At 70.4% G+C, this 24,234-nt stretch carries 22 protein-coding genes; 14 read left to right on the plus strand and 8 right to left on the minus strand.

The features are described from left to right. From EOE66_RS08355 to EOE66_RS08375, 5 genes are all read right to left on the minus strand, one after another. Complete coding sequence (locus EOE66_RS08355) at positions 1–2,319, minus strand: methyl-accepting chemotaxis protein (protein WP_128228190.1); 2,319 nt, start codon at positions 2,317–2,319, stop codon at positions 1–3. An 82-nt stretch (positions 2,320–2,401) separates the two neighbouring features. Continuing rightward, positions 2,402–2,929 (minus strand): chemotaxis protein CheW, encoded by a 528-nt coding sequence (locus EOE66_RS08360; RefSeq protein ID WP_128228191.1) that lies wholly within the window; start codon positions 2,927–2,929, stop codon positions 2,402–2,404. A gap of 34 nt (positions 2,930–2,963) precedes the next feature. Continuing rightward, positions 2,964–3,329 carry a response regulator gene (locus EOE66_RS08365; protein ID WP_128228192.1) on the minus strand — a complete coding sequence of 122 codons (366 nt, stop codon included), beginning with the start codon at positions 3,327–3,329 and terminating at the stop codon, positions 2,964–2,966. A gap of 46 nt (positions 3,330–3,375) precedes the next feature. Continuing rightward, positions 3,376–3,783: a response regulator gene (locus EOE66_RS08370; protein WP_310733100.1), complete on the minus strand. Its 408-nt coding sequence runs from the start codon at positions 3,781–3,783 to the stop codon at positions 3,376–3,378. A gap of 61 nt (positions 3,784–3,844) precedes the next feature. Then, on the minus strand, positions 3,845–3,997 hold the full coding sequence (locus tag EOE66_RS08375; protein WP_054140121.1) for a rubredoxin: 153 nt from the start codon (positions 3,995–3,997) through the stop codon (positions 3,845–3,847). A gap of 192 nt (positions 3,998–4,189) precedes the next feature. Between EOE66_RS08375 and thiD the strand changes: the two genes are divergently transcribed. The 4 genes from thiD (at position 4,190) to EOE66_RS08395 (ending at position 8,662) form a co-directional block, all read left to right on the plus strand. After that, entirely contained in the window at positions 4,190–5,173 is a 984-nt protein-coding gene (gene thiD / locus EOE66_RS08380) for a bifunctional hydroxymethylpyrimidine kinase/phosphomethylpyrimidine kinase (protein ID WP_128228193.1), read from the plus strand. Positions 5,174–5,275: 102 nt separating this feature from the next. Continuing rightward, positions 5,276–6,574, plus strand: a complete 1,299-nt coding sequence (gene hemL / locus EOE66_RS08385; protein WP_128228194.1) for a glutamate-1-semialdehyde 2,1-aminomutase — start codon at positions 5,276–5,278, stop codon at positions 6,572–6,574. Positions 6,575–6,576: 2 nt separating this feature from the next. Further along, positions 6,577–7,536, plus strand: a complete 960-nt coding sequence (locus tag EOE66_RS08390; protein WP_128228195.1) for a TFIIB-type zinc ribbon-containing protein — start codon at positions 6,577–6,579, stop codon at positions 7,534–7,536. Between the two features lie 208 nt (positions 7,537–7,744). Further along, positions 7,745–8,662 carry a PEP-CTERM sorting domain-containing protein gene (locus EOE66_RS08395; protein ID WP_164885033.1) on the plus strand — a complete coding sequence of 306 codons (918 nt, stop codon included), beginning with the start codon at positions 7,745–7,747 and terminating at the stop codon, positions 8,660–8,662. Between the two features lie 44 nt (positions 8,663–8,706). On the opposite strand, the gene EOE66_RS08400 is transcribed toward EOE66_RS08395, so the two are convergent. Both EOE66_RS08400 and EOE66_RS08405 read right to left on the minus strand, forming a co-directional pair. After that, complete coding sequence (locus EOE66_RS08400; protein WP_128228197.1) at positions 8,707–9,183, minus strand: DUF6152 family protein; 477 nt, start codon at positions 9,181–9,183, stop codon at positions 8,707–8,709. Between the two features lie 26 nt (positions 9,184–9,209). Beyond that, positions 9,210–9,650 (minus strand): hypothetical protein, encoded by a 441-nt coding sequence (locus tag EOE66_RS08405; RefSeq protein ID WP_128228198.1) that lies wholly within the window; start codon positions 9,648–9,650, stop codon positions 9,210–9,212. Between the two features lie 38 nt (positions 9,651–9,688). Between EOE66_RS08405 and mpl the strand changes: the two genes are divergently transcribed. Further along, positions 9,689–11,056, plus strand: a complete 1,368-nt coding sequence (mpl, locus tag EOE66_RS08410; protein ID WP_128228199.1) for a UDP-N-acetylmuramate:L-alanyl-gamma-D-glutamyl-meso-diaminopimelate ligase — start codon at positions 9,689–9,691, stop codon at positions 11,054–11,056. 87 nt (positions 11,057–11,143) lie between these two features. On the opposite strand, the gene EOE66_RS08415 is transcribed toward mpl, so the two are convergent. Next, positions 11,144–13,879, minus strand: a complete 2,736-nt coding sequence (locus EOE66_RS08415) for a zinc-dependent metalloprotease (protein WP_128228200.1) — start codon at positions 13,877–13,879, stop codon at positions 11,144–11,146. Between the two features lie 225 nt (positions 13,880–14,104). Here EOE66_RS08415 and EOE66_RS08420 point away from each other — a divergent pair, with 225 nt between their 5' ends. The 9 genes from EOE66_RS08420 to EOE66_RS08460 all read left to right on the plus strand — a co-directional run bounded on the left by EOE66_RS08420 (position 14,105) and on the right by EOE66_RS08460 (position 24,110). Beyond that, on the plus strand, positions 14,105–16,939 hold the full coding sequence (locus EOE66_RS08420) for a zinc-dependent metalloprotease (protein ID WP_128228201.1): 2,835 nt from the start codon (positions 14,105–14,107) through the stop codon (positions 16,937–16,939). 69 nt (positions 16,940–17,008) lie between these two features. Continuing rightward, positions 17,009–17,626: a YqiA/YcfP family alpha/beta fold hydrolase gene (locus EOE66_RS08425; protein WP_128228202.1), complete on the plus strand. Its 618-nt coding sequence runs from the start codon at positions 17,009–17,011 to the stop codon at positions 17,624–17,626. Between the two features lie 13 nt (positions 17,627–17,639). After that, complete coding sequence (locus tag EOE66_RS08430; RefSeq protein ID WP_128228203.1) at positions 17,640–18,356, plus strand: beta-ketoacyl-ACP reductase; 717 nt, start codon at positions 17,640–17,642, stop codon at positions 18,354–18,356. A 34-nt stretch (positions 18,357–18,390) separates the two neighbouring features. Next, positions 18,391–20,433 carry a ribonuclease catalytic domain-containing protein gene (locus EOE66_RS08435; RefSeq protein WP_128228204.1) on the plus strand — a complete coding sequence of 681 codons (2,043 nt, stop codon included), beginning with the start codon at positions 18,391–18,393 and terminating at the stop codon, positions 20,431–20,433. Between the two features lie 9 nt (positions 20,434–20,442). Continuing rightward, complete coding sequence (locus EOE66_RS08440; RefSeq protein WP_128228205.1) at positions 20,443–21,300, plus strand: energy transducer TonB; 858 nt, start codon at positions 20,443–20,445, stop codon at positions 21,298–21,300. Next, positions 21,297–22,169, plus strand: coding sequence for a shikimate dehydrogenase (aroE, locus tag EOE66_RS08445; RefSeq protein WP_128228206.1), 873 nt, complete (start codon positions 21,297–21,299; stop codon positions 22,167–22,169). The genes EOE66_RS08440 and aroE overlap by 4 nt, the downstream gene beginning before the upstream one ends. 35 nt (positions 22,170–22,204) lie before the next feature. Further along, positions 22,205–22,957 (plus strand): monofunctional biosynthetic peptidoglycan transglycosylase, encoded by a 753-nt coding sequence (mtgA, locus tag EOE66_RS08450; protein ID WP_128228207.1) that lies wholly within the window; start codon positions 22,205–22,207, stop codon positions 22,955–22,957. A 17-nt stretch (positions 22,958–22,974) separates the two neighbouring features. Further along, complete coding sequence (locus EOE66_RS08455) at positions 22,975–23,592, plus strand: hypothetical protein (RefSeq protein ID WP_128228208.1); 618 nt, start codon at positions 22,975–22,977, stop codon at positions 23,590–23,592. Next, a complete protein-coding gene (locus tag EOE66_RS08460; RefSeq protein WP_128228209.1) occupies positions 23,589–24,110 on the plus strand; it encodes a TlpA disulfide reductase family protein in 522 nt (173 codons plus the stop codon). The genes EOE66_RS08455 and EOE66_RS08460 overlap by 4 nt, the downstream gene beginning before the upstream one ends. Positions 24,111–24,234 lie beyond the last annotated feature (124 nt).

The raw sequence follows: 24,234 nt of genomic DNA on the forward strand, positions 1-24,234 counted from the left end.
TCAGGAAATCTTGAAGCGGGCGACCGAGGCCTTGAGTTCCTCGGCCGTGCGAGACAGTTCGCGCACCATCTGCGCGGTGGAGCGCGTGCCTTCGGAGGTCTGCTCGGTCACCGCGAAGATGTGCTGGATGTTGGCCGCCACCACGTTGGCCGATTCGGCTTCACGCAGGGCTTCCTGGGAGATGCGCTGAATCAGGTCGGACAGCTCGCGCGTCACGCGGTCGATGTCGGCCAGCGCAGCGCCGGCGGCATCGGACAGCCGGGCCCCTTCCACCACGCCCTGCGTGCTGCGCTCCATGGCGCCCACGGCATCCTGGGTGTCGGTCTGAATCGTCCGCACGATGGCCGCGATCTGCCGCGTCGCGTCGCCCGAGCGTTCGGCCAGGCGCTGCACTTCCTCGGCCACCACGCTGAAGCCGCGGCCCGCGTCACCGGCACTGGCCGCCTGGATGGCGGCGTTCAGCGCCAGCACGTTGGTCTGCTCGGTAATGTCGGAGATCAGCTCGGTGATCTCGCCGATCTCCTGCGAGCTCTCACCGAGACGCTTGATGCGCTTGGAGGTGTCCTGGATCTGGTCGCGGATGGCGTTCATGCCGCCGATGGCGTTCTGCACCGCGTTCAGGCCGGTTTCTGCCGCGCGCAGCGACTGGCGCGCCACCTGGGCCGTTTCCTGCGCCTGCGCCGACACGTCGTTGATGCGGCCGGCCATCTGCAGCACCGAGTCGCCCGTGTTGCGGATCTCGCGCAGCTGCTCGGTGGACGCGGCCAGCAGTTCGGTGGAGGTCTGCTCCACCTGTTGCGTGGTGTCGGTCACGCGGCCCACCGTGTCCTGCACCTGGGCCACCAGGCTGCGCAGTTCTTCCACGGTGTAGTTCACCGAGTCGGCGATGGCGCCCGTGATGTCTTCCGTCACCGTGGCCTGCTGCGTGAGGTCGCCCTCGGCCACCGTCTGCAGCTCGTTCATCAAACGCAGAATGGCGGCCTGGTTGGCGTCGTTCACGCGCTTGGCTTCCTGCTCCTGGCGCTCGGCTTCCAGGCGCTGGTTGTCGGCGGCCTTGGATCGGCTGGTCTGGTCGATGACGAACAGGCGCAGCAGGCCGAAGCTGCCTGCACCCAGCAGCAGCAGCGCCAACAGCAGCGAGAGCAGCCGCGCACCGCCGAAGCCGGCCTGCTCGGCCAGGGCCTTCTGCAGGCCGTCCAGGCCCAGGCGCAGCGGCTCGGAGTCGGCCACGATGGCGTTCTGCGCCTCGCGCGCGGCCACCAGGCCCTGCAGATTGCCCAGGATGGCGCTGGCCTCGGTGCGGGTCTTCTCGTACTGCCCGAGCAGGCGGGTCAGCTGCTCCTTGACCTGCGGGTCGCGCGTGCCGGGCAGGCGCAGATCGGCATTGCCCTCGATCACGCCCTGCGCGATCTCGCGGAAGGAGTTCAGGTCCTTGCCCAGCAGGAACACGGCCTCGGCGCTGACGCCTTCGGTCGTGAGGAACTCGTTGGCACTCTTGCCGATGCGCTGCGTCAACATCACCAGCTGGCCCACGGCCGACAGCTCGGCCGCCGAGGCGCCGCCCTGCAGCTTCAGCGACGACACGGTCTCGGCCGTCTCCAGCAGGTCGGCACTCTGACGGTTGATGGCGCGCAGCGCCTGGCTCACCTGCGTCAGCGTCTTCTGCTGCGCGAGTACCACGCCGGCGTTCTTCTCGGCCTTGTCGACCAGCGGCACGAGCTGGTCCAGCGATTCCTGCAGCGAACCCGGCGCGCCGGCGATGTCGCCTTCACCCGTCTTCAGGCCGCGCACGTTGCGGGCCAGGATGCTGACGCTGTCCTGCACCTCAGGGAAGGCGGCGGCGTTGCCCACCAGCGCCTGCGACACTGACTTGGCCAGCCGCTGCGACTGCGTGGTGGCCTGGCCGGCGGCACCCACCTGCCCGGCGCTTCGGTTGCTGGCCACCAGCGCCAGGACGGCCGTGAGCAGCAGCATCGCCAGACCACCGGCGAACAGGCCCCACATCGCCTTCTGCTGGCGCGCCAGCGGCCAGGTGCCCACCACCGGCAGGCCGCTGGTGAAGCCATCGGCCTCGGCGCCCGGGTGGCGGCTTTCAGGGAAATCGGCCGCCATCTCGGAGGGGGCCGCCTCGCTGATGATGGAGGAGTCTTCGTTGTCCAGCCGGCTGGGCGTCACGCCCAGCGTGCTCGGGCCCAGGCGCACGGTGGCCTCCATCGGGCTCACCGAAGAGGCGTCGTCGAAAGGGGACGTGCCCGGGGCGACGCTGCTCTGGGCGTCGGTCTTGCGGGCATTGCCTTTGATCCTGTCAAGGAAGCTCATCTCGTCCTCGTATCGCTGAAAGGCACACAAACGGCCGGGGCCGGTGCTGCTGGATGAAAGGGGTGTGGGCGGCCGGCTGGCGTCATGCCGAGATGGCCAGGAACTGGTCGTGGCGGGCCAGTGCGGCCAGGTCGATCTCCTGCCAGACGCGGCCGGTCTCGTCGCGCCAGCGGCCACCGGCGAACACCGGCCGCGGCCCTTCGTCGGGGGGCTCGGGCCGCAATTGCTCGGTGCTGCGCAGGCCAGCCAGGCGGTCGACCAGCAAGGCGCAACTGGCGCCGAAACGCGCGCTCAATGCCAGCAGCTGCGCCTGCTCGCGCACGGCCTCGCGGGCGATGGGTGCACGCAGGCCCAGGAAGGCGGCGAAATCGACCACCCCGTGCAGGCCCCCGCGCAGGTTGGCCACGCCCATGAACCAGCGCTGCGTGTGCGGCACCGGCAGCAGCGTGCCGACCGGGAAGATCTCACCGGCCGTGGGCAGTGGGAACAGCAGGCCCAGGCCGCCGCATTCGACGGCCAGCCAGGACACCGAGCGCACCTCGGTGCGCGCCTGCTGCAGCCGCTCGGCGAGGCGGCTTTGCAGCTCGCGAAGGGCTTCGCGCTTGGCCATCAGTCAGCAGAGCCGGTGGCGGTGGCCGCGGCCATCAATCGAAGGCCTTGATCTTGGCGAACAGCTCGTCGCCGTTGACCGGCTTGACGATGTAGTCGCGGGCGCCCTGGCGCATGCCCCACACACGGTCGGTCTCCTGGTTCTTGCTGGTGCACATGATCACCGGCACATCGGAGAACCTCGGGTCGCGCGTGATGGCCCGCGTCAGCTGGAAGCCGTTCTGGCCCGGCATCACCACGTCCATGAGGATCAGGTCGGGCTTGTCTTCGGCCAGGCGGCGCAGCGCCTCTTCGCCATTCTCGGCCGTGCGCACGGCATAGCCGCGCTTGCCCAGCAGTTCGGAGAGGTGATGCAGTTCGGTCTTCGAGTCGTCGACGACAAGAATTTTCTGGATCGGCATCGGGGTGGATTCCTTGGAGTCCGGACAGTGGCCGCCTCAGGCGGCGTCAGGCCGCGCCACGGCGGTAGTCGTCCACGGCGCGCAGGAGTTGTTCTTTGGTGAAGGGCTTGGTGAGGTAGTCCTCCGAGCCCACCATGCGGCCGCGGGCCTTGTCGAACAGGCCGTCCTTGCTGGACAGCATGATCACCGGCACGTGCGTGAACTTGGGGTTGCGCTTGATGATGGCGCAGGTCTGGTAACCGTCGAGCCGCGGCATCAGGATGTCGCAGAAGATCAGTTCGGGCATGTGGTCGTTGACCTTGGCCAACGCATCGAAGCCGTCTTCGGCCAGCACCACCTCGTGCCCGCCCTGGCGCAGGAAGATCTCGGCGCTGCGCCGGATGGTGTTGCTGTCGTCGATGACGAGCACCTTGGCCCCGCCGGCCGCGCCTGTGTCAGGCCCCAGAATCTCCAAGCGCTGTACTCCCCCAAAGGAACCGCAGGTCGCGGGCTGCCATCAGCCCGCGAGGCCAGATTCAGATCTGGACCATCTCGAAGTCTTCCTTGCGCGCGCCACACTCGGGGCAGGTCCAGTTGATGGACACGTCGGGCCACGCGGTGCCGGGCGCAATGCCGTGCTCCGGATCGCCATCGGCCTCACTGTAGATCCAGCCGCAGATCAGGCACATCCAGGTACGGGGTTCGCTCACGGTCAGACTGTCACCTCACTACAATGGACGCGGATTGTAGCCACGCATTTCCAGCGTTTTCCGAGGAATTGTGAGGACCTACAACGCCTTGCTCAGACTTTGCTGGAGGTGCGGCCCACCAGGCCCTGCCCCCTCCCAACCGCGACACGCTCGCGCTCAGGCCGACCGCCCATGACCCCCGACACCACCCCGGACACGGCCCTCGAAGACCCCCACACCGAACCCCCGCCGCCGGCCTGCGTGATGTGCTTCAACGCCAGCGACCCCAGCGGCGCCGGCGGCATGGCCGGCGACGTGGCCACCATCGCCGCGATGGGTGCGCACGCGCTGCCGGTGGTGACCAGCATCGTGATGCGCGACACCGCCGACACCTTCGACCAGCACGAGATCGATGCCGACGCGGTGGCCGAGCAGGCCCGCACCATCCTGGAAGACGTGACGCTGGCCGGCTGGAAGGTGGGCTTCCTGGGCAGCGCCGACAACGTCAGCGCCGTGGCTGAGGTGCTGAGCGACTACACCGAGATCCCGCTGGTGAGTTACCTGCCCAACCTGAGCTGGATGGAAGAAGACGCGCTGCAGCCTTACCTGGAAGCCTTCCGCGAACTCATCCTGCCGGCCACCGAGGTGCTGGTGGGCAGCCACAAGACGCTGCAAGACTTCCTGCTGCCCGAATGGGACAGCGAGCGCCCGCCCTCGGCGCGCGAGCTGGCCGTGGCCGCCGGCGAGCACGGCACGCGCTACGTGCTGGTCACCGGCATCATGCTGGCGCCCAAGGCTGCGGCCAAAAGCGCCACGCCGGGCCAACCGCCCGAGCAGTACATCGACAACGTGCTGGCCAGCCCGCAAGGCGCGATCGCCGGTGAGAAGTTCGAACGTTTCGACACCAGCTTCCAGGGCGCCGGCGACACGCTGGCCGCGGCCCTGGCCGCGCTGCTGGCCGCCGGCAGCGAACTGCAGCCCGCCGTGGCCGAAGCGCTGAGCTTCCTCGACCAGAGCCTGGACGCTGGCTTCCGCCCCGGCATGGGCAATGTCGTGCCCGACCGCTTCTTCTGGGCGCTGCCGCCGCCGGAAGAAGGCGAAGGCGGCGAAGGCGAGATGCCCGACCCCGAACCCGAAGACCCACAAACCAAGACCTCGCCCCGCCGCGTTCATTGAGCCCCCAAGCTCGCTAGCGCTCGCTGCCCCCCGAGGGGGCCGTCCGCCGGCGGCCCGGCAGAGCCGGTTCCGCGGCGGGAAGCTTGATCAATCTGGATAACCATGGCCACGAACGAAGAACTCTTTGCCCGCGCGCAGCGCGTCATCCCCGGCGGCGTGAACTCGCCGGTGCGTGCCTTCCGCGCGGTCGGCGGCACACCGCGCTTCATCCAGCGCGGCCAGGGCGCCTACATCTGGGACGCCGAAGGCCAGAAGTACGTCGATTACATCGGCAGCTGGGGCCCGATGATCCTGGGCCACGGCCACCCGGCGGTGGTCGACGCGGTTCAAAAAGCGCTGCTGGACGGCTTCAGCTTCGGCGCGCCCACCGAGCGGGAGATCGAACTCGCCGAAGCCATCCTCGCGCTGGTACCCGGTTGCGAAATGGTGCGCCTGGTCAGCAGCGGCACCGAAGCCGGCATGAGCGCGCTGCGCCTGGCGCGCGGCGCCACGGGTCGCGCCAAGTTCATCAAGTTCGAGGGCTGCTACCACGGCCACGCCGACCCGCTGCTGGTGAAGGCCGGCTCGGGCCTGGCCACCTTCGGCTTCCCCACCAGCGCCGGCGTGCCGGAAGACGTGGTCAAGCACACGCTGGTGCTGCCCTACAACGACATCCCGGCGCTGGAAGCCGCCTTCGCCGAGCACGGGCGTGAACTCGCCTGCGTGATGATCGAGCCCATCGCCGGCAACATGAACTTCGTGCGCGCCAGCCTCCCCTTCATGACGCTGCTGCGCGAGCTGTGCACGCAGCACGGTGCGATGCTGGTGTTCGACGAGGTGATGTCGGGCTTCCGCGTGGCCCTGGGCGGCGCACACAGCCTCTTCCAGCAGTGGATCCCGGGCTTCAAGGCCGACGTCTTCGTCTTCGGCAAGGTCATCGGCGGCGGCATGCCGCTGGCGGCCTTCGGTGCCAGCAAAGAGGTGATGAGCCAGCTCGCGCCGCTGGGCCCGGTCTATCAGGCCGGCACGCTGAGCGGCAACCCGGTGGCCACGGCCTGCGGCCTGGCCACGCTGAAGGAGATCGCCAAGCCCGGCTTCTACGAGGCCCTGGGCGCGCGCACCACGGCGCTGGTGCGCGGGCTCGAAGCGGTGGCCAAGGACGTGGGCGTGCCCCTGGTCGGCGACAGCCTGGGCGGCATGTTCGGCTTCTTCTTCGAGCAGGAACTGCCGCAGAACTACGCCACCGTGATGGCCACCGACAAGGAGCGCTTCAACCGCTTCTTCCACGGCATGCTGCAACGCGGTGTCTACCTGGCGCCGGCGCTGTACGAGGCGGGTTTCGTCAGCGCCGCCCATACACAGGCCGACATCGACCACACGCTGGAGGCCGCGCGCGAATCGCTGCTCGCGCTGAAGAACTGAGCTTGAACGCCCCGGCCGGCGCCGCGCTGGCCTGCCGCAACTGCGGACAGGCGCTGCGCGTGCTGGCCCTGCAGGGCCACTACGGCCGCGCGCTGGAGATCGACCTCTGCGCGCCCTGCCACCTGCTGTGGTTCGACGCCATCGAAGGCGCCCACCTGGCCGGGCCTTCGCTGCTGCGGCTGGTGGGCGAGATGGCGCAGGCGCAGAGCCTGCCGCACACGCCGCTGAAGCCCCAGCTGGGCTGCCTGCGCTGCGCCGGGCCGCTGCACACCGTGCACAACCCCAGCCGCTACGGCGCCTCGCTGCAACTGGAATGCACGCAGCGCCACGGCGCCTGGCAGAGCTTCGGCCAGTTCCTGCATCAGAAGGGCCTGGTGCGACCGATGAACTCGGCCGACCGCCACCGCGCGCTGCAACGTGATGGCGCCTTGCACTGCGTGAACTGCGGCGGCGGCATCGGCCAGGGCGACACCGTGTGCAGCTGGTGCGGCTCGGTGCCGGCGGTTGTGGACGTGGCCCGACTGGCGCTGGCGCTCGACCCCGAAGGCGCCACGCGCCAGCACGCCGTGCACCGCCAGCGCGGCGAGGCCGGCGCCTTGTCTTGCGCGGCCTGCGGCGCAGCGCAGCCGGCCGAGGGCGGCTGGGCCTGCACGAGTTGCGGCGCCACGCTTACCGTGCCCGGCCTGGCCGAGGCGCACCGGCAGGTCAGCGCCCTCGGCCCGGCCCTGCGCGCCCACGCCGAGCGCCCGGCCCCGCACGTGGTGCAGGAGCGCCTGGCGCGCCAGCAGCCTGCGCTGCAGCGCCAGCGCGACCGCGCGCGCGAGATGCAGAAAGAGGCCGACCGGGCCTCAGGCCGCGTGCCACCCAAAGAGCGCGACGGCTGGTTCGACATCGAGATGATCGGCATGGCCGTCGACCTGCTTCGCTGGCTGGGGCGCCTCGTTTTCAGGCTCTGGCACTGATTCGGGCGGGGTGCGTGGGTCGCAGCGGGCGCTGAAGCGATCAGGGCAGGTCAGCGCGAATGGGCCGCCGTGCCACTCACTCAAGGGGTGGCCTGCGCATTTCTGAGCCCTTTGAGCAGGCGATTCGGCGTACCTCCAGGTGGAACCCACGTATCCGCGCCCTGCAACCGACCGGGCGCACGTCCTACCTTCCCTCAAGGAGCGCCCCGTGACACCTGCAACCTGCGTTTCATCCCTGCCCAAACGGCACCGTGCGCGAGCCACGCTGCGCCGCGCCGCCCTGGCTTGCGCGCTGCTGCTCGCGCCCGCCTGGTCTGCCTGGGCCGGCCCAGTGGGCTACAGCGCCTGGGACGTCAGCGGTACCGACAAGCTCGTGCGCTTCGACCTCGCCACGGGCGTTGGCACCGTGATCGGGCGGATCCAGAACGCGGACGGCACCGAGGGCTACAGCGATGTCGACGGCCTGGCCTTCGACGCCCAAGGTCTGCTCTGGGCCGTGAACGACACCGACAACGCCCTGCTCTCGATCAACGCCAGCACGGGCGTGGCCATCGAAGTGGGTTTGCTGGGCAGCGGCATCAACGACATGGGTCTGGCCTTCGTCGGCAGCACCTTGTACATGTCCGCCACGAACAGCGCGGACACCGTCGGCAGCCTGTACACGGTGAACACCACCACAGGCGCCGCCACGAAGGTAGGCGACTTCTCGAACGGCCTGAACGTGCGCAGCCTCGGTTACTACGGCGGCTCGCTCTTCGGCTGGACGGGTGATGACACGCTGGTGTCGATCAACACCGCCAACGCGGCCACCACCACCATCGGCAGCTTTGGCTTCTCACCCGCCGGACGCGACGGCATGGATGTGGACCCGAACACGGGCGTGATCTGGGGCCTGGGCGACGCCGAGGCGCGCACCTACACCCTCAACGCGAGCACGGGCCTGGCCACGGTCGTGGCACAGCAGGTTTGCGTGGAGAACAACGTCAGCAACGTGAACTGCAGCGGCGGTGGCTTCAATGGCTTGGCCATCCAGGCCGTGCCGGAGCCCGGCAGCCTGGCGCTGGCCGGTCTGGGCCTGCTGGCTGCCTGGGCGCCTCGCGCCCGGCGGCGAGCCCTTCGCACCTGAGGCCCGGCCGGCCGCAAGCCGGCAGTGAAGCCTGCGTCGCCAGCTCAGGCCGGCGAAGACCGCAGCCCGTAGGCCTTGCCGCCGACGAACACGTACTCGGCGCGCAGGATGGCTTCGCCCTTTTCTTCGGCGAAGGTGAAGCCCAGCACCGCCACGCGGTCGCCGTTCTTGATCTCGGGCACGGCCCAGGCGTTCATGCGCGTCAGCGGCGCCAGCTCGATCTGCCAGCGGCGGTCTTTGCGCGTGGGCAGCTGCGCGGCCTTCAGCAGCCCCGGGCCATCGACCTGGGCGCTCTGCGCGGGCACTGCGCGCGTGGCCAGGTCGGCGGGCAGCTTCAGATCGGCCGGGAGTTCCAGCACCAGCTCGGTGTGCGGGTTGGCCCAGCGCACTTGGCTGGCGGTGCCCTCCAGGTAGATCGGGCGCTTCTGGTCGAAGCTGCTCCAGCCGTGGTGGGCCCAGGCGGGCAGCGCGAGTGCGGCCGTGCCTGCGCTGGCGGCAGCGATGAAGTGGCGGCGTTGCATGAGGGGTCCTCCGAGAAGTTTCGAATTCAGCTGTAGGCGATGAAACGGCCGCAGATGATGGCGGCCAGCCACAACCCCAGCGACAGCGCGGTCTGTGCCCGCGCGAAGGCGTCGTTCAGCGCCAGGCTGCCACGGGCATGGAAAAACGCGGCGTTCAGGCCCGCCAGCGACACGAGGCCCAGCTTCAGCAGGAAAGCGCGGTTGCCCAGCATCTCGTTGGGTTGCGCGGCAAAGAGCAACAGCCCGCTCAGGGCCACCAGCCCGAAGCCCGCCACCGTCACGGGCAGCGCCAGCCGCGCCAGCGCGCGCAAGGGCAGCTCCTGCCCCGCGCCCCAGACGCGCAGTTCCACCAGCACCAGGCTGCCCAGCAGCAGCGCGATGCCGACGATGTGCACGGCCTCCAGCGCCGGGTAGGCCCAGGGGTGGCTGGCCAGGGCGGTGAAACCCTCGATGCGGGGGAAGTCCATCAGCGAGTGGGCAGGGTGCGCTACCTAGAATGACCGGCATGCATCTTCACATCCTTGGCATCTGCGGCACCTTCATGGGGGGACTGGCAGCGCTGGCCCGCGAAGCCGGCCACCGCGTGACCGGCTGCGACGCCGGCGTCTACCCGCCGATGAGCGACCAGCTGCGCGCACTCGGCATCGATCTCATCGAAGGATTCGGCGCCGATCAACTCGCGCTGAAGCCCGACGTCTTCGTCATCGGCAACGTGGTCTCGCGCGGCAACCCGCTGATGGAGGCGATTCTCGACGCCGGCGCGCGCTACACCAGCGGCCCGCAGTGGCTGGCCGAGAACGTGCTGCAGGGCCGGCACGTGCTGGCCGTGGCCGGCACGCACGGCAAGACCACCACCACCTCGATGCTGGCGTGGATCCTCGAGCACGCCGGGCTGCAGCCGGGTTTCCTGGTGGGGGGCGTGCCCTTGAACTTTGGTGTCTCCGCACGCCTCGGCTCGGGCAGCACCTTCGTCATCGAAGCCGACGAATACGACACCGCGCTCTTCGACAAGCGCAGCAAGTTCGTGCACTACCGGCCGCGCACCGCCATCCTGAACAACCTGGAACACGACCACGCCGACATCTTCCCCGACCTGGCGGCCATCGAGACGCAGTTCCACCACCTCGTGCGCACGGTGCCGGCCAGCGGCCGGCTGGTGGTGAACGCGCGCGAAGAATCGCTGCAGCGCGTGCTGGCGCGCGGCTGCTGGAGCGAGGTGCAGCGCTTCGGCACCAAGCGCGAAGAGCCGGGCGGCCTGTGCGCGCGCGGCGAGCCGCAGAGCTTCGACGTGCTGCGCGGCAGCCTGAAGCTGGGCCGCGTGGAATGGGCGCTGCTGGGCGAGCACAACCAGATGAACGCGCTGGCCGCCATCGGCGCGGCCGAGCACGTGGGCGTGGCGCCGGACGTGGCCTGCGCCGCCCTGGCCAGCTTCCAGAACGTGCGCCGGCGGCTGGAACTGCGCGGCGAGGCCGCGGGCGTGAAGGTCTACGACGACTTCGCCCACCACCCCACCGCCATGCGCACCACGGTCGACGGCCTGCGCCGGAAGGTGGGCCACGGTGCACGCATCCTGGCGGTGTTCGAGCCGCGCTCCAACACCATGAAGCTGGGCGCGATGAAGGCGCAGCTGCCCTGGGCGCTGGAAGAAGCCGACCTCAGCTTCTGCCTGCAAGGCAACTACGGCTGGAGCGCGGCCGAGGCGCTGGCGCCGCTGGGCGCGAACGCCGTGGTGAAGGACAAGCTCGACGCGCTCGTCGCAGCCATCGCGCAGGCCGCGATGCCGGGCGACCACGTGCTCTGCATGAGCAACGGCGGCTTCGGCGGCATCCACGATCGGCTGCTCGAAGCACTGGCACAGCGCGCCGCGCACTGACCAAGATTTCCCCCGCGGAACCGGCTTGGCCGGGCCGCTGGGGGACGGCCCCCTCGGGGGGTGGCGAGCGCTAGCGAGCCCGGGGGCTCACATCCGTTGGAGTGTTGCGCGCAGGGTTTCCGTCACCAGCGCCAGCGCCTCTTCCAGATGCGCGCGGTCTTCCACCGCCATACCGGCCTTCTTGCCCAGCGCGGCGCGCAGCTGGCCCTGCAGCTCCACGGCCTGCAGGCGCGCCAGGCTCACGGCATCGGCCGGCGTGCCAGGGGCCGGGCGCGTCAGCACCGTCTTCAGGCGTTGCAGGTGCTCGCGCTGCAGGCTGCGGCGCAGCTCGTCGGTGGCCTTGCCCGTCTTCAGCTCGCTCCACACGGCGCCTTGCAGCGTGCTGTAGACCTCGTTGAGGCTCAAGGCGCTCTTGCGCTGCGCCTCGGGCAGGTACTGGGGCAGGTCGAGCAGGCGGCGCGCGGTGCCGGGGCTCATCAGGCGGTCCAGCGTCTGCGTGTGCAGCGCCAGCACGGCCTGCGGCACGTTCAGCGGGCCGGTGCGCTGCCACTCGATGTAGTCCTGCTGCAGGCTCTGCAGGAACTCGGGCTTGAAGCTGAAGCTGTCGTTGCTGAACAGCTCCTGCGTCAGGAAGCGCAGCGCGGCGCGCTGCTGCACCGGGTCGACCGGGCGGAAGGCCGGGCGGCCGCTGCCGGGCTGGTCGCGGTCGGTGTGCATGCCGCCCACGTACTTGGCGGCCATCACCGGCAGCGTGCCCACCTGGCGGAAGCCGGCCAGCAGGCTGCGGCGTGCGCGCTCGGGGTCGTCGCCGGCCTGCGGCTGGCGCGCCTGCACGCGGGCCCACAGCTCCTTGCTCAGCTGCAGGCGGCGCTGCGCGTAGGCCAGCGGGCTGTCGCCGAGGTCGCGCTGGTTCACCAGCGGGTCGATGCCGTCGGGGCCGACGTCACCGTCGTCGCTGAAGGCCAGGCGCTTGTCGGTGCGGCTGCGTTCGGCAATCGCCTTCAGTTCCTCGGCCGACTTCACAGGCTTGTAGCCGTACTCGATGGCAAACAAGTCGTAGGCGCCCAGCGTGACCATGTTCATCTCGGTCTTGGGCTCGCCCTGCAGCGGCAGGTTGAAGGCGTTGTAGTCCATCACCGAGCCGCTGATGCCCTCGCGCGTGACGAAGGCGGTGTCCTTCAGCTGATCCCGCGTGATGGTGGTGCTGGCCTTGAAGTTGTGGCGCAGGCCCAGGGTGTGGCCCACCTCGTGGGTGATGACGTCCTTGATGTAGTTCTGCACGAAACGTTCGGCCTCGGGCGTGTCGGGGTCGAGCTCGCCGCGGGCTTCCATCAGGTCGAGCGCGAAACCGAGTTCGTCGCCGGCGTCCAGCGCGTAGGTGCAGTGCGTGTGGCCCTGGCCCAGCGCGTCCAGGCCGGCCTTCCAGGCCGGCACCTCGCCACCGGCCATGCCGTAGAAATCGTCACGCACCAGGCGGCGGCCGCCGCGGCCGAAGACGTCGCTCATGCGGATGTCGGCATCGAAGATCTCGCCGGTTCGCGGGTCGCTGTGGCTCGGGCCCTGCGCGAAGCCGACATCGGCGCCGAGGAACCAGCGGATGGAGGCGTGCCGCGCGTCCATCAGGTCGAAGCTGGCGTCATCGGGCTGCTGCTTGGCCACCACGGCGTTCTTGAAGCCGATGCGCTCGAAGGCCCGGTTCCATTCCAGGATGCCTTCTTCCACCGCCTTGCGGTAACGCACAGGGATGTTGCGGTCCATCCAGAAGGTGATGGGCTGCACCGGCTCGCTCATTGCCGCGTTGGGGTCCTTCTTGTCGAGGCGCCAGCGCTTGATGTTGTGCACCTTGGCGTTGGCGCGCACGTCGTCCGAAAGGTCGGTGTAGGTGTCGGTGAAATAGCCCACACGCGGGTCGGCCACGCGCGGCGCCATGGCTTGCGCGGGCAGTTCGCGCAGGTTGTAGACGAAGGTGACGAAGAGGCTGCGCGCATCGGGCGTGAACTGCGGTGGCTGCGTGGTCTGCGCAGCCGGGTTGGGCGGCGTGCCGGGCGGCAGTGGCGGCGGCACGGGGATGCGCGGCACCGCGTAGTGCACCTTGGCCGAGAGCGTGGTCAGGCCGGCGTCGGTGCGCACGTCCTGGAAGAAGGAGTTGGCGCGGTCGGGCGCGTAGGGCAGGCGGAAGGCGCGCTCCAGCGCGGTGCTGTAGCTGGCCAGGTCGGCCAGCAGCAGGCTGGCATCGACCAGCACCGACTTGCGCTCGGGGTGCTCCGCACTCGCGACGGGGCCGCTGGCGATCAGGCTCTCGCTGAAGCCTTGCGCCACGGCGCGGGCGTTGGCCTTGTCGCGGTCGGCGCGGAAGCCGGTCTGGCGCGCCACCATCTGCATCTGGTTGCCGATGCGGCGGAACTCGACCATCCAGCGCGGGCCCATCTGGCTGGCGTAGAGGCCGCGCTCGCCCACCGATTCGGCGATGTTCACGCTGAAGAGCATGGGGCGGCCGAGCTGCTCCTTGCTGATCTCGAGCCAGACCTTCTCGTCCTTGCGCCAGACAGGCACGAAACCGTCGCTGCGCTTGGCGTCGCGGGCCACTTCGGCGAAAGGGCGCGGGGCTGCAGGGTCGGGGCGGGCGGCCCCTGGCGCGGCGGCAGCACCGGGTGCGGCCCCGGGCGCGCGGGCGGCATCGGCCGGCGGCGGCGTGACGGCTTGGGCCACGGGGGCCGCCGCGCTGGGGGCCGGCCCCGTGGCGCAGGCGCTCAGGCTGAGCACGGCCATTGCGGCCGAGGCCAGCAGGGTCAGGCGGGGGGTGGTGCGTGCAGGGAAGTTCATGTCCGGCCCAGGGTCGCTGAAAGAAGAAGCGGCGGATTCTGTGCCTGCCCGCCCGACTGCGGCCCCCGTATCTGCGAGGGGTGGGGTGCCCGGTGTGCCACGTGCGCCACGGCCGTTTGCCGTTCAAGCCGTGGCAAGGGCGTTTCGTCGCACCGCGTGCAGTGGTGGGCCACTTTGCGCTAGCGTCCCTCCCTTCCTTTGGCACCACCCGGAACGCACCACCCCATGAGCCGCTTGCCGACCCCCACGCCCCGCCACCTCCGGATCGCCTCGCCCGCGGTGCTGGGGGCCATCACCGCGCTGCTGACCGGCTGCGCCACCACCGACACCGCCGCGCCACCCGCCGCCACTGCAGCCCCGGCCGCAGCGGCCACGGCAGCCGCCACCCCCGCAGCCACAGCGCCCCGCGCCCCGGGCGCTGCCCCTGCGGCTGCCGCCACGCCACCGGGCGGTGCCGCGCCCGCCGCTGCCGCAGCCGGCCCGCGCCCGCCCGCAGCGGCGCCGGGTTCGCCGCCGCCCTTCGCCGAAGTCACCAAGGACGCCAAGCGCAGCGACGGCTTCATGCCACTGTGGACCAAGGACGACAAGACCTGGCTGGAAGTGCCCGCCGAGATGCTGGACAAGCCCTTCTTCCTGGGCAGCTCGCTGGCCTCGGGCCTGGGCGAGCGCGGCTTCTGGCCGGGCATGATGGGCCGCGAGTTCATGGTGGTGCTGCGCCGCCAGGGCAACACGCTGCAACTGCTGGCCCGCAACACCAAGATCAAGGCGCCGCAAGGCACGCCGCTGGGGCGCGCCGTGGACGAGAGCTATTCCGACAGCTTGCTGGCCGCCGTGCCGCTGGCCTCGGCACCGCACGCCGAGCGCAAGGCCTTGCTGGTGGACGCCTACGCGCTGCTGGGTGGCGACATCAACGGCGTGCAAACGTCCATTGAAGCCAGCTACCGCCTCCCCTACGGCCTGGACCGCGCCAACTCCAACATCGAGCGCAGCCGCGCCGCCGCCGAAGGCACGCACATCACCGTGCGTTCGCACTACGCCGTGCCCAAGCTGCCGGCCCCGCCGGTCATGTTGCCCGGCTCGCCGCCGCCGCCCCCCGGCGCCATGCCCAACCCGCCGCTGGGCGTGCCCGACGGGCGCAGCTTCTTCCTCAGCACCACCTACACGCTGGCGCCGCTGCCGGCGCAACCTGCGCGCACCCGTGCCGCCGACCAGCGCGTGGGCTACTTCACCACCGCCTACCTCGATTTCGGTGACGACACCACCGAAGGCCGCCGCGTGCACCACATCGAGCGCTGGCGCCTGGAGAAGAAGGACCCGGCCGCCGAGATCAGCGAGCCCAAGCAGCCCATCCGCGTGGTGATGGACCGCAACATCCCCGAGAAGTGGCGCCCGGCCGTGAAGGCCGGCATCCTGGAGTGGAACAAGGCCTTCGAGAAGGCCGGCTTCCGCAACGCCATCGTGGTGGAACAGCAGGCCGACAACACCGACTGGACTTCGCTGGAAGGCACGCGCATGCTGGCCGTGCGCTGGTTCGCCATCGACGGCCCCGGCGCCACCGCGGTGGGCCCGAGCCAGGCCGACCCGCGCACCGGTGAGATCCTGCGTGGCGCGGCCATCATTCCCGAGAACTGGGCGCGGCTGTCGCGCGCCCAGGTCGGCGACCTGCAACCGCGCCTGAACGCCAACGCCGCCCTGCCGACCGGCGACTTTGCACAGCGCCTGATGCAGTGCACCTACGCCACCGACGCTTTCGAAGAGATGCAGTTCGGCTTTGAACTGCTGAGCGCGCGGGGTGACTTCACGCCCGGCAGCCCGGAGGCCGACCAGTACATCGCACAGAGCCTGACCGACGTGACCATGCACGAAGTCGGCCACGCGCTGGGCTTGCGCCACAACTTCAAGGCCAGCACCGGCATCAAGCCGGCGCAGCTGCGCGACAAGGCCTTCACGGCGGCCAACGGCGTCTCCAACTCGGTGATGGACTACAACGCGCTGAACCTGCCGCTGGACGGCGAGCCGGTGGCCGAGTACCACATGCGCGGCCTCGGCGCTTACGACTACTGGGCCATCGAGTACGGCTACCGCGAGTTCACGCCCGAGCAGGAAAAGGCCGCGCTGGCGCGCATTGCCACCATGGCCGAAACCAACCCGGCGCTGGTGTACGCCACCGACGAAGACGTCATCGCCGCAGCCGACCCCATGGCCAACCAGCGCGACCTGGGCGACGACCCGCTGGCCTTCGCACAGCGCCAGATGAAGCTGGCGCGCGAGCTGTGGACCCGCACCCAGAAGCGCGAACTCGCTGCCGACGACGACCTCACGGTCTACCGCCGCAACCTGATGCGCGGGCTGAGCAGCTTCAACGCCTCGGTGCCGATCGCCGGCAAGTACGTGGGGGGCCTGCTCACCACCCGCACGTTGGCCGGCTCGGGCAAGGCGCTGATGACGCCGGTGCCGGCGCCGCAGCAGCGTGCCGCGCTCGACCTCATCCTGAACGAGGTGCTCTCCAGCGACAGCTTCCGCTTCGACCCGAAGTTCATGAGCCGCCTGGGTGTGGACCAGCTCGACCGCATCGCCCCGGGCCGCACGCAGTTCGGCACCGATTTCAGCCTGCCCACCACCGTGCTGACGCTGCAACGCGGCGTGCTCGACAACCTGATGGGCGACGCCATCGCGCAGCGCCTGGCCGACGCCGAAAGCAAGGTCGCCGACACCAAGAGCCTGCTGAGCTATGCCGAGGTGCAGCAGCGCCTGAGCAACGCCGTGTGGGCCGAGCTGAAGGCACCGGCCAAAGGCGGTGTGCGCGAAATCGACAGCCTGCGCCGCAACCTGCAGCGCGAGCACGTGCGCCGCCTGGCCGGCGGCCTGCTGCGCCCCAGTGCGCCGGTGGCCGCCGACGTGCGCGCCGCCTACCGCCAGACGGCGCTCGGCCTGGAAGCCCAGCTGAAGGCGGCCACCGCCGCCAGCGGCTGGACGCCGGCCGCGCGCGCGCACCTGGCCGACACGCTGGCCACGCTGACCGAGGCCATCAAGGCACCGATCAGCAAGCAGGGCGTCTGACCCCGTCTGTCACGCCCGCTGCCGCGGGCGCGACAGACCCCAGCAGGCATGCGTCGATAGACTCGGCGCATGCCTTTTTCTTTGCCTGTGCCGGCTGCCGCGGCACCCACGCACCTGCTCTACCTGCACGGCTTCCGCTCTTCGCCGAAGTCGTTCAAGGCGCAGCGCCTGGCCGCCTGGCTGGCCGAATATCGGCCCGACATCCACTGGTGGTGCCCGCAGCTGCCGCCCTCGCCGCGCGAGGCCCTGGCGCTGGTGATGGACGGCACGGCCCACTGGCCGGCCGGCAGCTCGGCCGTGCTGGGCAGTTCGCTGGGCGGTTTCTACGCCACGGCGGTGGCGAACCAGCGCGGCTGGCCTTGGGTGGTGATGAACCCGGCCGTCGACCCGGCGCGCGACCTCGCGGCCTACATCGGCGAGCAGCGGGCCTTCCACACGCCCGAGGAAGCCTTCTACTTCCGCGCGGAATACATCGACGAACTGCGCGCGCTGCACGCCGGCCCGCTGGACCATCCGGAACGCTGCTTCGCGCTCATCGCCCAGGGCGACGAACTGCTCAGCTGGGAAGAGATGGCCGCGCGCTACGCCGGCGCGCAGCAGCGCGTGATCGAAGGCAGCGACCACGCGCTCAGCGATTTCGATCAACACCTGCCGGCGCTGCTGCACTTCCTGAACCTGAACCCCTGAACCGCTCCCCCGCATGAGACTGAAAGACAAGATCTGCATCGTCACCGGCGCCGCCCAAGGCATCGGTGCGGCCACCTGCGAACGATTCGCCGCCGAAGGTGCCACCGTCATCGCCTGCGACCGCCGCGCCCCGGCCACGCCGGTGCCCGGCGCCGCCGCCTTCTTCGAGGTGGACGTGACCGACCGCGCCGCCATCGACACCATGGTGGCCGCGGTGCTGGCGCAGCACGGCCGCATCGACGTGCTGGTGAACAACGCCGGCATCACCAAAGACGCGCGCCTGGTGAAGATGACGCTGGAGCAGTTCGACGCCGTGATCGACGTGAACCTGCGCGGCGTCTTCCACTGCGCGCAGGCGGTGGCGCCCTCGATGGTGGAACGCGGCCGCGGTGTCATCCTCAACGCCAGCAGCGTGGTGGGCCTCTATGGCAACTACGGCCAGACCAATTACGCGGCGGCCAAGTTCGGCGTCATCGGCTTCACCAAGACCTGGAGCCGCGAACTCGGCCCCAAGGGCGTGCGTGTCAACGCCGTGGCGCCGGGTTTCGTGGAGACGCCCATCCTCGCCACCGTGCCCGAGAAGGTGCTGCAGCAGATGAAGGAGCAGGTGCCGCTGGGCCGGCTGGCGCAGCCGGCCGAGATCGCCAGCGTCTATGCCTTCCTGGCAAGTGACGATGCCAGCTACATCAACGGCACGGTGATCGAGGTTTCCGGCGGCATGAGCGTCTGAAGCCTCGGCCGTCGCAGCAGCGACAATCCGGCCGATGTATGCACTGTTCGATGACGCCGGCAAATTCCACGCCGGCCGCGTGATGTCCGAGGCCGAGAGTTCGATGCAGGTGGAGCTCGACTCGGGCAAGCGCGTGAAGGTCAAGAGCGCCAGCGTGATGCTGCGTTTCGAGAAACCGGCCCCGGCCGCGCTGCTGGCCGGCGCGACCGCCCAGGCCAACGAAATCGACCTCGACCTGGCCTGGGAGTTCGCCCCCGAGGGCGACTTCCACTTCGCCGACCTGGCCCGCGACTACTTCAGCGCCAGCGCAGGCCCCGAGATGCAGGCGGCCATGCTGCTGCGCCTGTACGAAGCCCCGCACTACTTCCGCCGCGCCGGCAAGGGCCAGTTCAAGAAGGCGCCGGAAGACATCGTCAAGGCCGCGCTGCTGGCCATCGAACGCAAGAAACAGGTGGCCGCGCAGATCGAGGCCTGGGCCGCCGAGCTGGTGGCCGGCCAGTGCCCGGCGCCTGTGCGCGAGCAGCTCTACCGCATCCTCTTCAAGCCCGACAAGAACGGCCCCGAGTACAAGGCCGTGGTACAGGCCGCCAAGACGGCGCAGCGCGCCCCGCTCGACCTGCTGACGGCCGCCGGCGCCATCGAGAGCCCCTACCAGTTCCACTGGCAGCGCTTCTTGTTCGACCAGTTCCCCAAGGGCACGAAGTTCCCGGCGGGCCTCGCGGCGCCAGCGGCGCCGGCCGACCTGGCCGTGGCCGCCGTGCAGGCCTTCTCCATCGACGATTCGGCCACCACCGAGATCGACGACGCGCTCTCGGTGCAGGGCCTGGGCACGGGCACGGTGGTCTTCGGCGTGCACATCGCCGCGCCGGGCCTGGCCATCTCACCCGATTCGCAGCTCGACAAGGTGGCGCGCGAGCGCCTGAGCACCGTCTACATGCCGGGCTGGAAGCTGACCATGCTGCCCGACGAGGTGGTGCAGACCTACACGCTGGCGGAGGGCCGCGACTGCCCCGCGCTGAGCCTCTACGTCACGCTGGACGAGGCCACGCTGGAAGTGCGCAGCCACGAGAGCAAGGTGGAGCGTGTGCCCATCGCCGCGAACCTGCGGCATGACAAGCTGGATGCCGTGGTCACCGAGGCCAGCCTGACGGGCGCCGCGCCCGCCGACTACAGCTTCGCGCCCGAACTTGCCTTCGCCTTCCGCCTGGCGCAGGCGCTGAAGGCCCGGCGCGAGGTGGTGCGCGGCAAGCCCGAGAGCTTCAACCGGCCCGACTACAACTTCCGCCTGGTGGGCAACACCGCCGAGCCGCAGGGGCATGAGCAGGTGCTGATCAGCACGCGCCAGCGCGGTGCGCCGCTGGACTTGATCGTCGCCGAGGCCATGATCCTGGCCAACAGCACCTGGGGCGGCTGGCTGGCCGAGCACGGCGTGCCGGGCCTGTACCGCAGCCAGGCCAGCCTGGCACCGGGTGTGAAGGTGCGCATGGGCGTGAAACCCGCGCCGCACGCCGGCATGGGCGTGGCGCAGTACGCCTGGAGCACCAGCCCGCTGCGGCGCTACGTCGACCTGGTGAACCAGTGGCAGATCATCAGCTGCGTGCGCCACGGCCGCACCGCGGCCCTGGCCGCGCCCTTCAAGCCCAAGGACGCGGCGCTGTTTTCCATCCTCTCGGGCTTCGACGCCGCCTACACCGCTTACAACGGGTTCCAGCAAGGCATCGAGCGCTACTGGACACTGCGCTACGTGGAACAGAACGCGCTCACCGAGATCGACGCCGCCGTGATGAAGGACGGCCTGGTGCGCGCCGACACGCTGCCGCTGGTCTTCCGCGTGCCGGGCACCGAGAGCCTGCCGCGCGGCAGCCGCGTGCGCGCCCGCGTGACGGGCATCGACCTGCTCACGCTGGAACTGCACGCCAGCCTGGCCGCACGCCTGGACGAAGCGGCGCCGGCTGCGGCCGATGAAGAGGCCAGCGAAGACGAAGCCGAGCCCGTGGGCGGCCTGCAGATCGCGCTGACGCTGGACGACGGCGAAGCGGCGCCCGCCGCCACGGCCCCGGAAGGCCAGGCCGGCTGACCCACGGCGATGCGCTGGCGCGACCTGTCCACCCTGCAATGGGCGCTGCTCTTCTCGGGCGCGCTGCACGCGGCGGTGCTGACGGTGCGCTTCGTCGACCCCGAGGGCTTCAACCGCGTGTTCAACGACACGCCGCTGGAAGTCATCCTCGTCAACGCGCGCAGCAAGGAAGCGCCCACGCAGGCACAGGCCATCGCGCAGGCCAACCTGGCCGGCGGCGGCGAGGCCGAGAAGGGCCGCGCCACCAGCCCGCTGCCGAGCGCGGCCACCATGCAGCTGGGCGATGCGGCCGACGACGCACGCCGCCGCATCGACCGGCTCCAGCATGAGCAGCAACAGCTGCTGGCGCAGATCCGCCGCGACCTGGCCGCGCTGCCGCCGCCCGACCCGCAGCGCGAAAACGGCACGCCGCAAGAGCGCGAGCAGGAAGACCGCCGCAAGCAGCTGCTGCGCCTGCTGGCCGAGATCGAGAAGCGCGTGAACGACGAAAACGCGCGGCCCAAGAAGCGCTACATCAGCCCAGCCACGCGCGAAGAGGTCTACGCGATGTACTACGACGGCCTGCGCCGCCGCATCGAGGAGCGCGGCACGCGCGACTTTCCGGAGTTCAACGGCCGCAAGCTGTACGGCGAGCTGACGATGAACGTGACGGTCGACGCCAACGGCCGCGTGGTGGAAGCCGAGATCGTGCGCCCGTCCAAGTCGCGCCGGCTCGACCAGCAGGCCCTGGCCATCGTGATGGCCGCGGCGCCCTTCGGCCCCTTCACCGCCGGCATGCGGGCGCAGGCCGACCAGATCGTCGTCACCTCGCGCTTCCGCTTCACGCGCGACGACGGGCTGGAAACCACGCTGAGCACCGGCCAATGAGCACCCCGCCCGACCGCTACGCCGTCATCGGCAACCCCGTGGCGCACAGCCGCAGCCCGGCCATCCACGCGGCCTTCGCGCGGCAGACGGGGCAGGCGCTGGTCTATGAACGCGTTCTGGCGCCCTTGGACGGCTTTGCCGAGACCGTGCGCGCCTTCGCCGGCGATCCGGCTGCCCCGGCCCGCGGCTGCAACGTCACCGTGCCCTTCAAGTTCGAGGCCTTCCACCTTGCCGGCCGCCGCACGCCGCGTGCGCTGCTGGCCGGGGCCGCCAACACGCTGCGCTTCGACGGCGGCGCCGACCCCGCCGGCTGGCTGGCCGACAACACCGACGGCATCGGCCTGCTGCGCGACATCGAGATCAACGCCGGCTGGCCGCTGGCCGGCCGCCGGGTGCTGCTGGTGGGCGCGGGCGGCGCCGGTGCCGGCGTGCTGGGCCCGCTGCTGGCCGCGCGCCCGGCAGCCCTGGTGTTGGCCAACCGCACGGCCGAGAAGGCGCAGGCGCTGGTGGCGAGCCACACGGCCTGGGCCGACGAACACGGTGTGGCGCTCAGCGCGGCGCCGCTGACCACGCCGGGTGAAGGATTCGATCTCGTCATCAACGCCAGCGCCAGCAGCCTGCAGGGCGCGGCTTCGCCCGTGCCCGCGGCCACGCTGGGCCCGGGCGCGCTGGCCGTCGACCTGATGTACGGCGCCGCCGCCGCGCCTTTCCTGGCCTGGGCGCAGGCGCACGGCGCCAGCTCACGCGACGGGCTGGGCATGCTGGTGGAGCAGGCGGCCGAGGCCTTCGAGCTCTGGCGTGGTGTGCGCCCACTCACCGCACCGGTGTTGCAGGCGCTGCGCGCCGAGGTAGACACGAAGGCACCGTAAGCAGGCGTTTCAAGAGCCCGCACAATCGGGCCCCCATGAAAGCCCGTCCTGCCTGGCAGCGCCACGCGCTGCGCCTCATCGGCCTGGTGCTGCTGTGCGCCCTCAGCCTGCAGCTGGTGTTCGTGCTGCGCATCGTGCTGATGAACGTGGTGGACCCGCAGTCCACCCCCTTCCAGCGCAGCGAGGCCTGGCGGCTGCTGACCGAAAAGGGCCAGATCGCCTGGAGCCAGACCTGGGTGCCTTACGAACGCATCTCGCCCAACCTCAAGCGCGCGGTGATCGCCAGCGAAGACGCCGGCTTCACCGAGCACGCCGGCATCGACTGGGAAGCCATCGAGAAAGCCTGGGAGAAGAACCAGAAGGCCGAGGCCCGGGTCGAGCGCCTCAAGGCCCGCCAGCCCACACGCCAGGTGGTGCCGAAGGTGGTGGGCGGCTCCACCATCACGCAGCAGCTGGCCAAGAACCTCTTCCTGAGCGGCGAGCGCACGGTGCTGCGCAAGGGCCAGGAGATGGTGCTGGCGCTGGCGCTGGACGCGCTGCTGCCCAAAGACCGGCTGCTGGAGATCTATCTGAACAACGTGGAGTGGGGCGAGGGCCTCTTCGGCGCGCAGGCGGCGGCGCGGCACTACTTCCGCGTGGATGCCTCGCAGCTCGGCGCGCTGCAGGCGGCACGCCTGGCGGTGATGCTGCCGGCGCCCAAGCGCTTCGAGAAGAACCCCGGCTCGGGCTATGTGCTGGGGCGTTCTGCCACCATCGCGGCCCGCATGGGTGACGTCACGCCACCCTGAGATTGCCCAGAGAACCGATGAGCGCCACCGAAGAGATCGCCGCTGCCGCCGCCCGCCTGGTGGTGGAAGAAGGCATGGAGTACGCCGCCGCCAAGCGCAAGGCCGGCCGGGATTTCGGCGCGCGCGCCGAACTGCCGACGAACGAAGAGGTGGAAGACGCGGTGCGCGAGCACATCGAGATCTTCTGCGCCGAGACGCAGCCGGCCGAGCTGCGCGCGCTGCGCGAGGCCGCGCTGCCCTGGATGCAGCGGCTGGCCGAGTTCCGCCCGCACCTCTCGGGCGCGGTGTGGCGCGGCACGGCCACCCGGCTGTCCACCATCCACCTCGATCTGTACTGCGACGACCCCAAGGCCGCCGAGATCATGCTCATCAACGCCGGCGTCGACTACGACAGCGGCAGCATCGACCGCCCGGGCGGCCGCGGTGGCGAGCCCTTGCACGTGCTGCGCCTGAGCGCGCCCAACCGCGCCCTGGGCGAGCCGGTGACCCTGCACCTCATCCTGCACGACACCGACGACCAGCGCGGCGCCCTCAAGCCCGACGCCCGCGGCCGCAGCTGGCGCGGCGACCTGGCGGCCCTGCAGAAGCTGCTGGCCCGCGAAGACGCAGCCCTGGCGGGCGGGGAGGCGGCATGAAGCGGCGTCATCTCGTGCTGGGCGCGGCCGGCGCCGCGGCGGCGGGTGCCGGCGTCGGCTGGAACCTGTGGCGCCAGCCGCCCCCGGTGGTGCTGGACGAGAACACCCTGGCCTTCTGGCAGGCCGCCTTCACGCGGCCCGAGGGCGGCGAGCTGGCCATGCGCTCGATGTTCGGCCAGCCGCTGGTGCTGAACTTCTGGGCCACCTGGTGCCCGCCCTGCGTGAAGGAGATGCCCGAGCTCGACCGCTTCGCCAAGGCCTTCGCCAGCCAGGGCGGGCGTGTGGTGGGTCTGGCGGTGGACAACCCGACGGCGGTGCGCCAGTTCCTGGCCAAGACGCCCGTCAGCTACGGCATCGGGCTGGCCGGCTTCGATGGCACCGAGCTCAGCCGCAAGCTCGGCAACAGCACCGGCGCCCTGCCCTTCACCGCGATGTTCGACCGCCAGGGCCGCATCGTGCAGCGCAAGCTGGGCGAAACCACGCACGACGAGCTGCTGGGCTGGGCGAAAACGCTCTGAACGCCGGGCCCTGGAGGCCACCACCGGCGCCAGCGGCCGAAAACTCGCTCTTGCGGCGATTTGTGCCCATCGGGCCGCAAAAAGCGTAAAGTCCGCCCCGCGCCACCCCGGCCACCCCCCAAAG

Origin of the sequence: Rubrivivax rivuli (genome assembly GCF_004016505.1) — a bacterium.
GTDB classification, from domain to species: Bacteria; Pseudomonadota; Gammaproteobacteria; order Burkholderiales; family Burkholderiaceae_C; genus Rubrivivax; species Rubrivivax rivuli.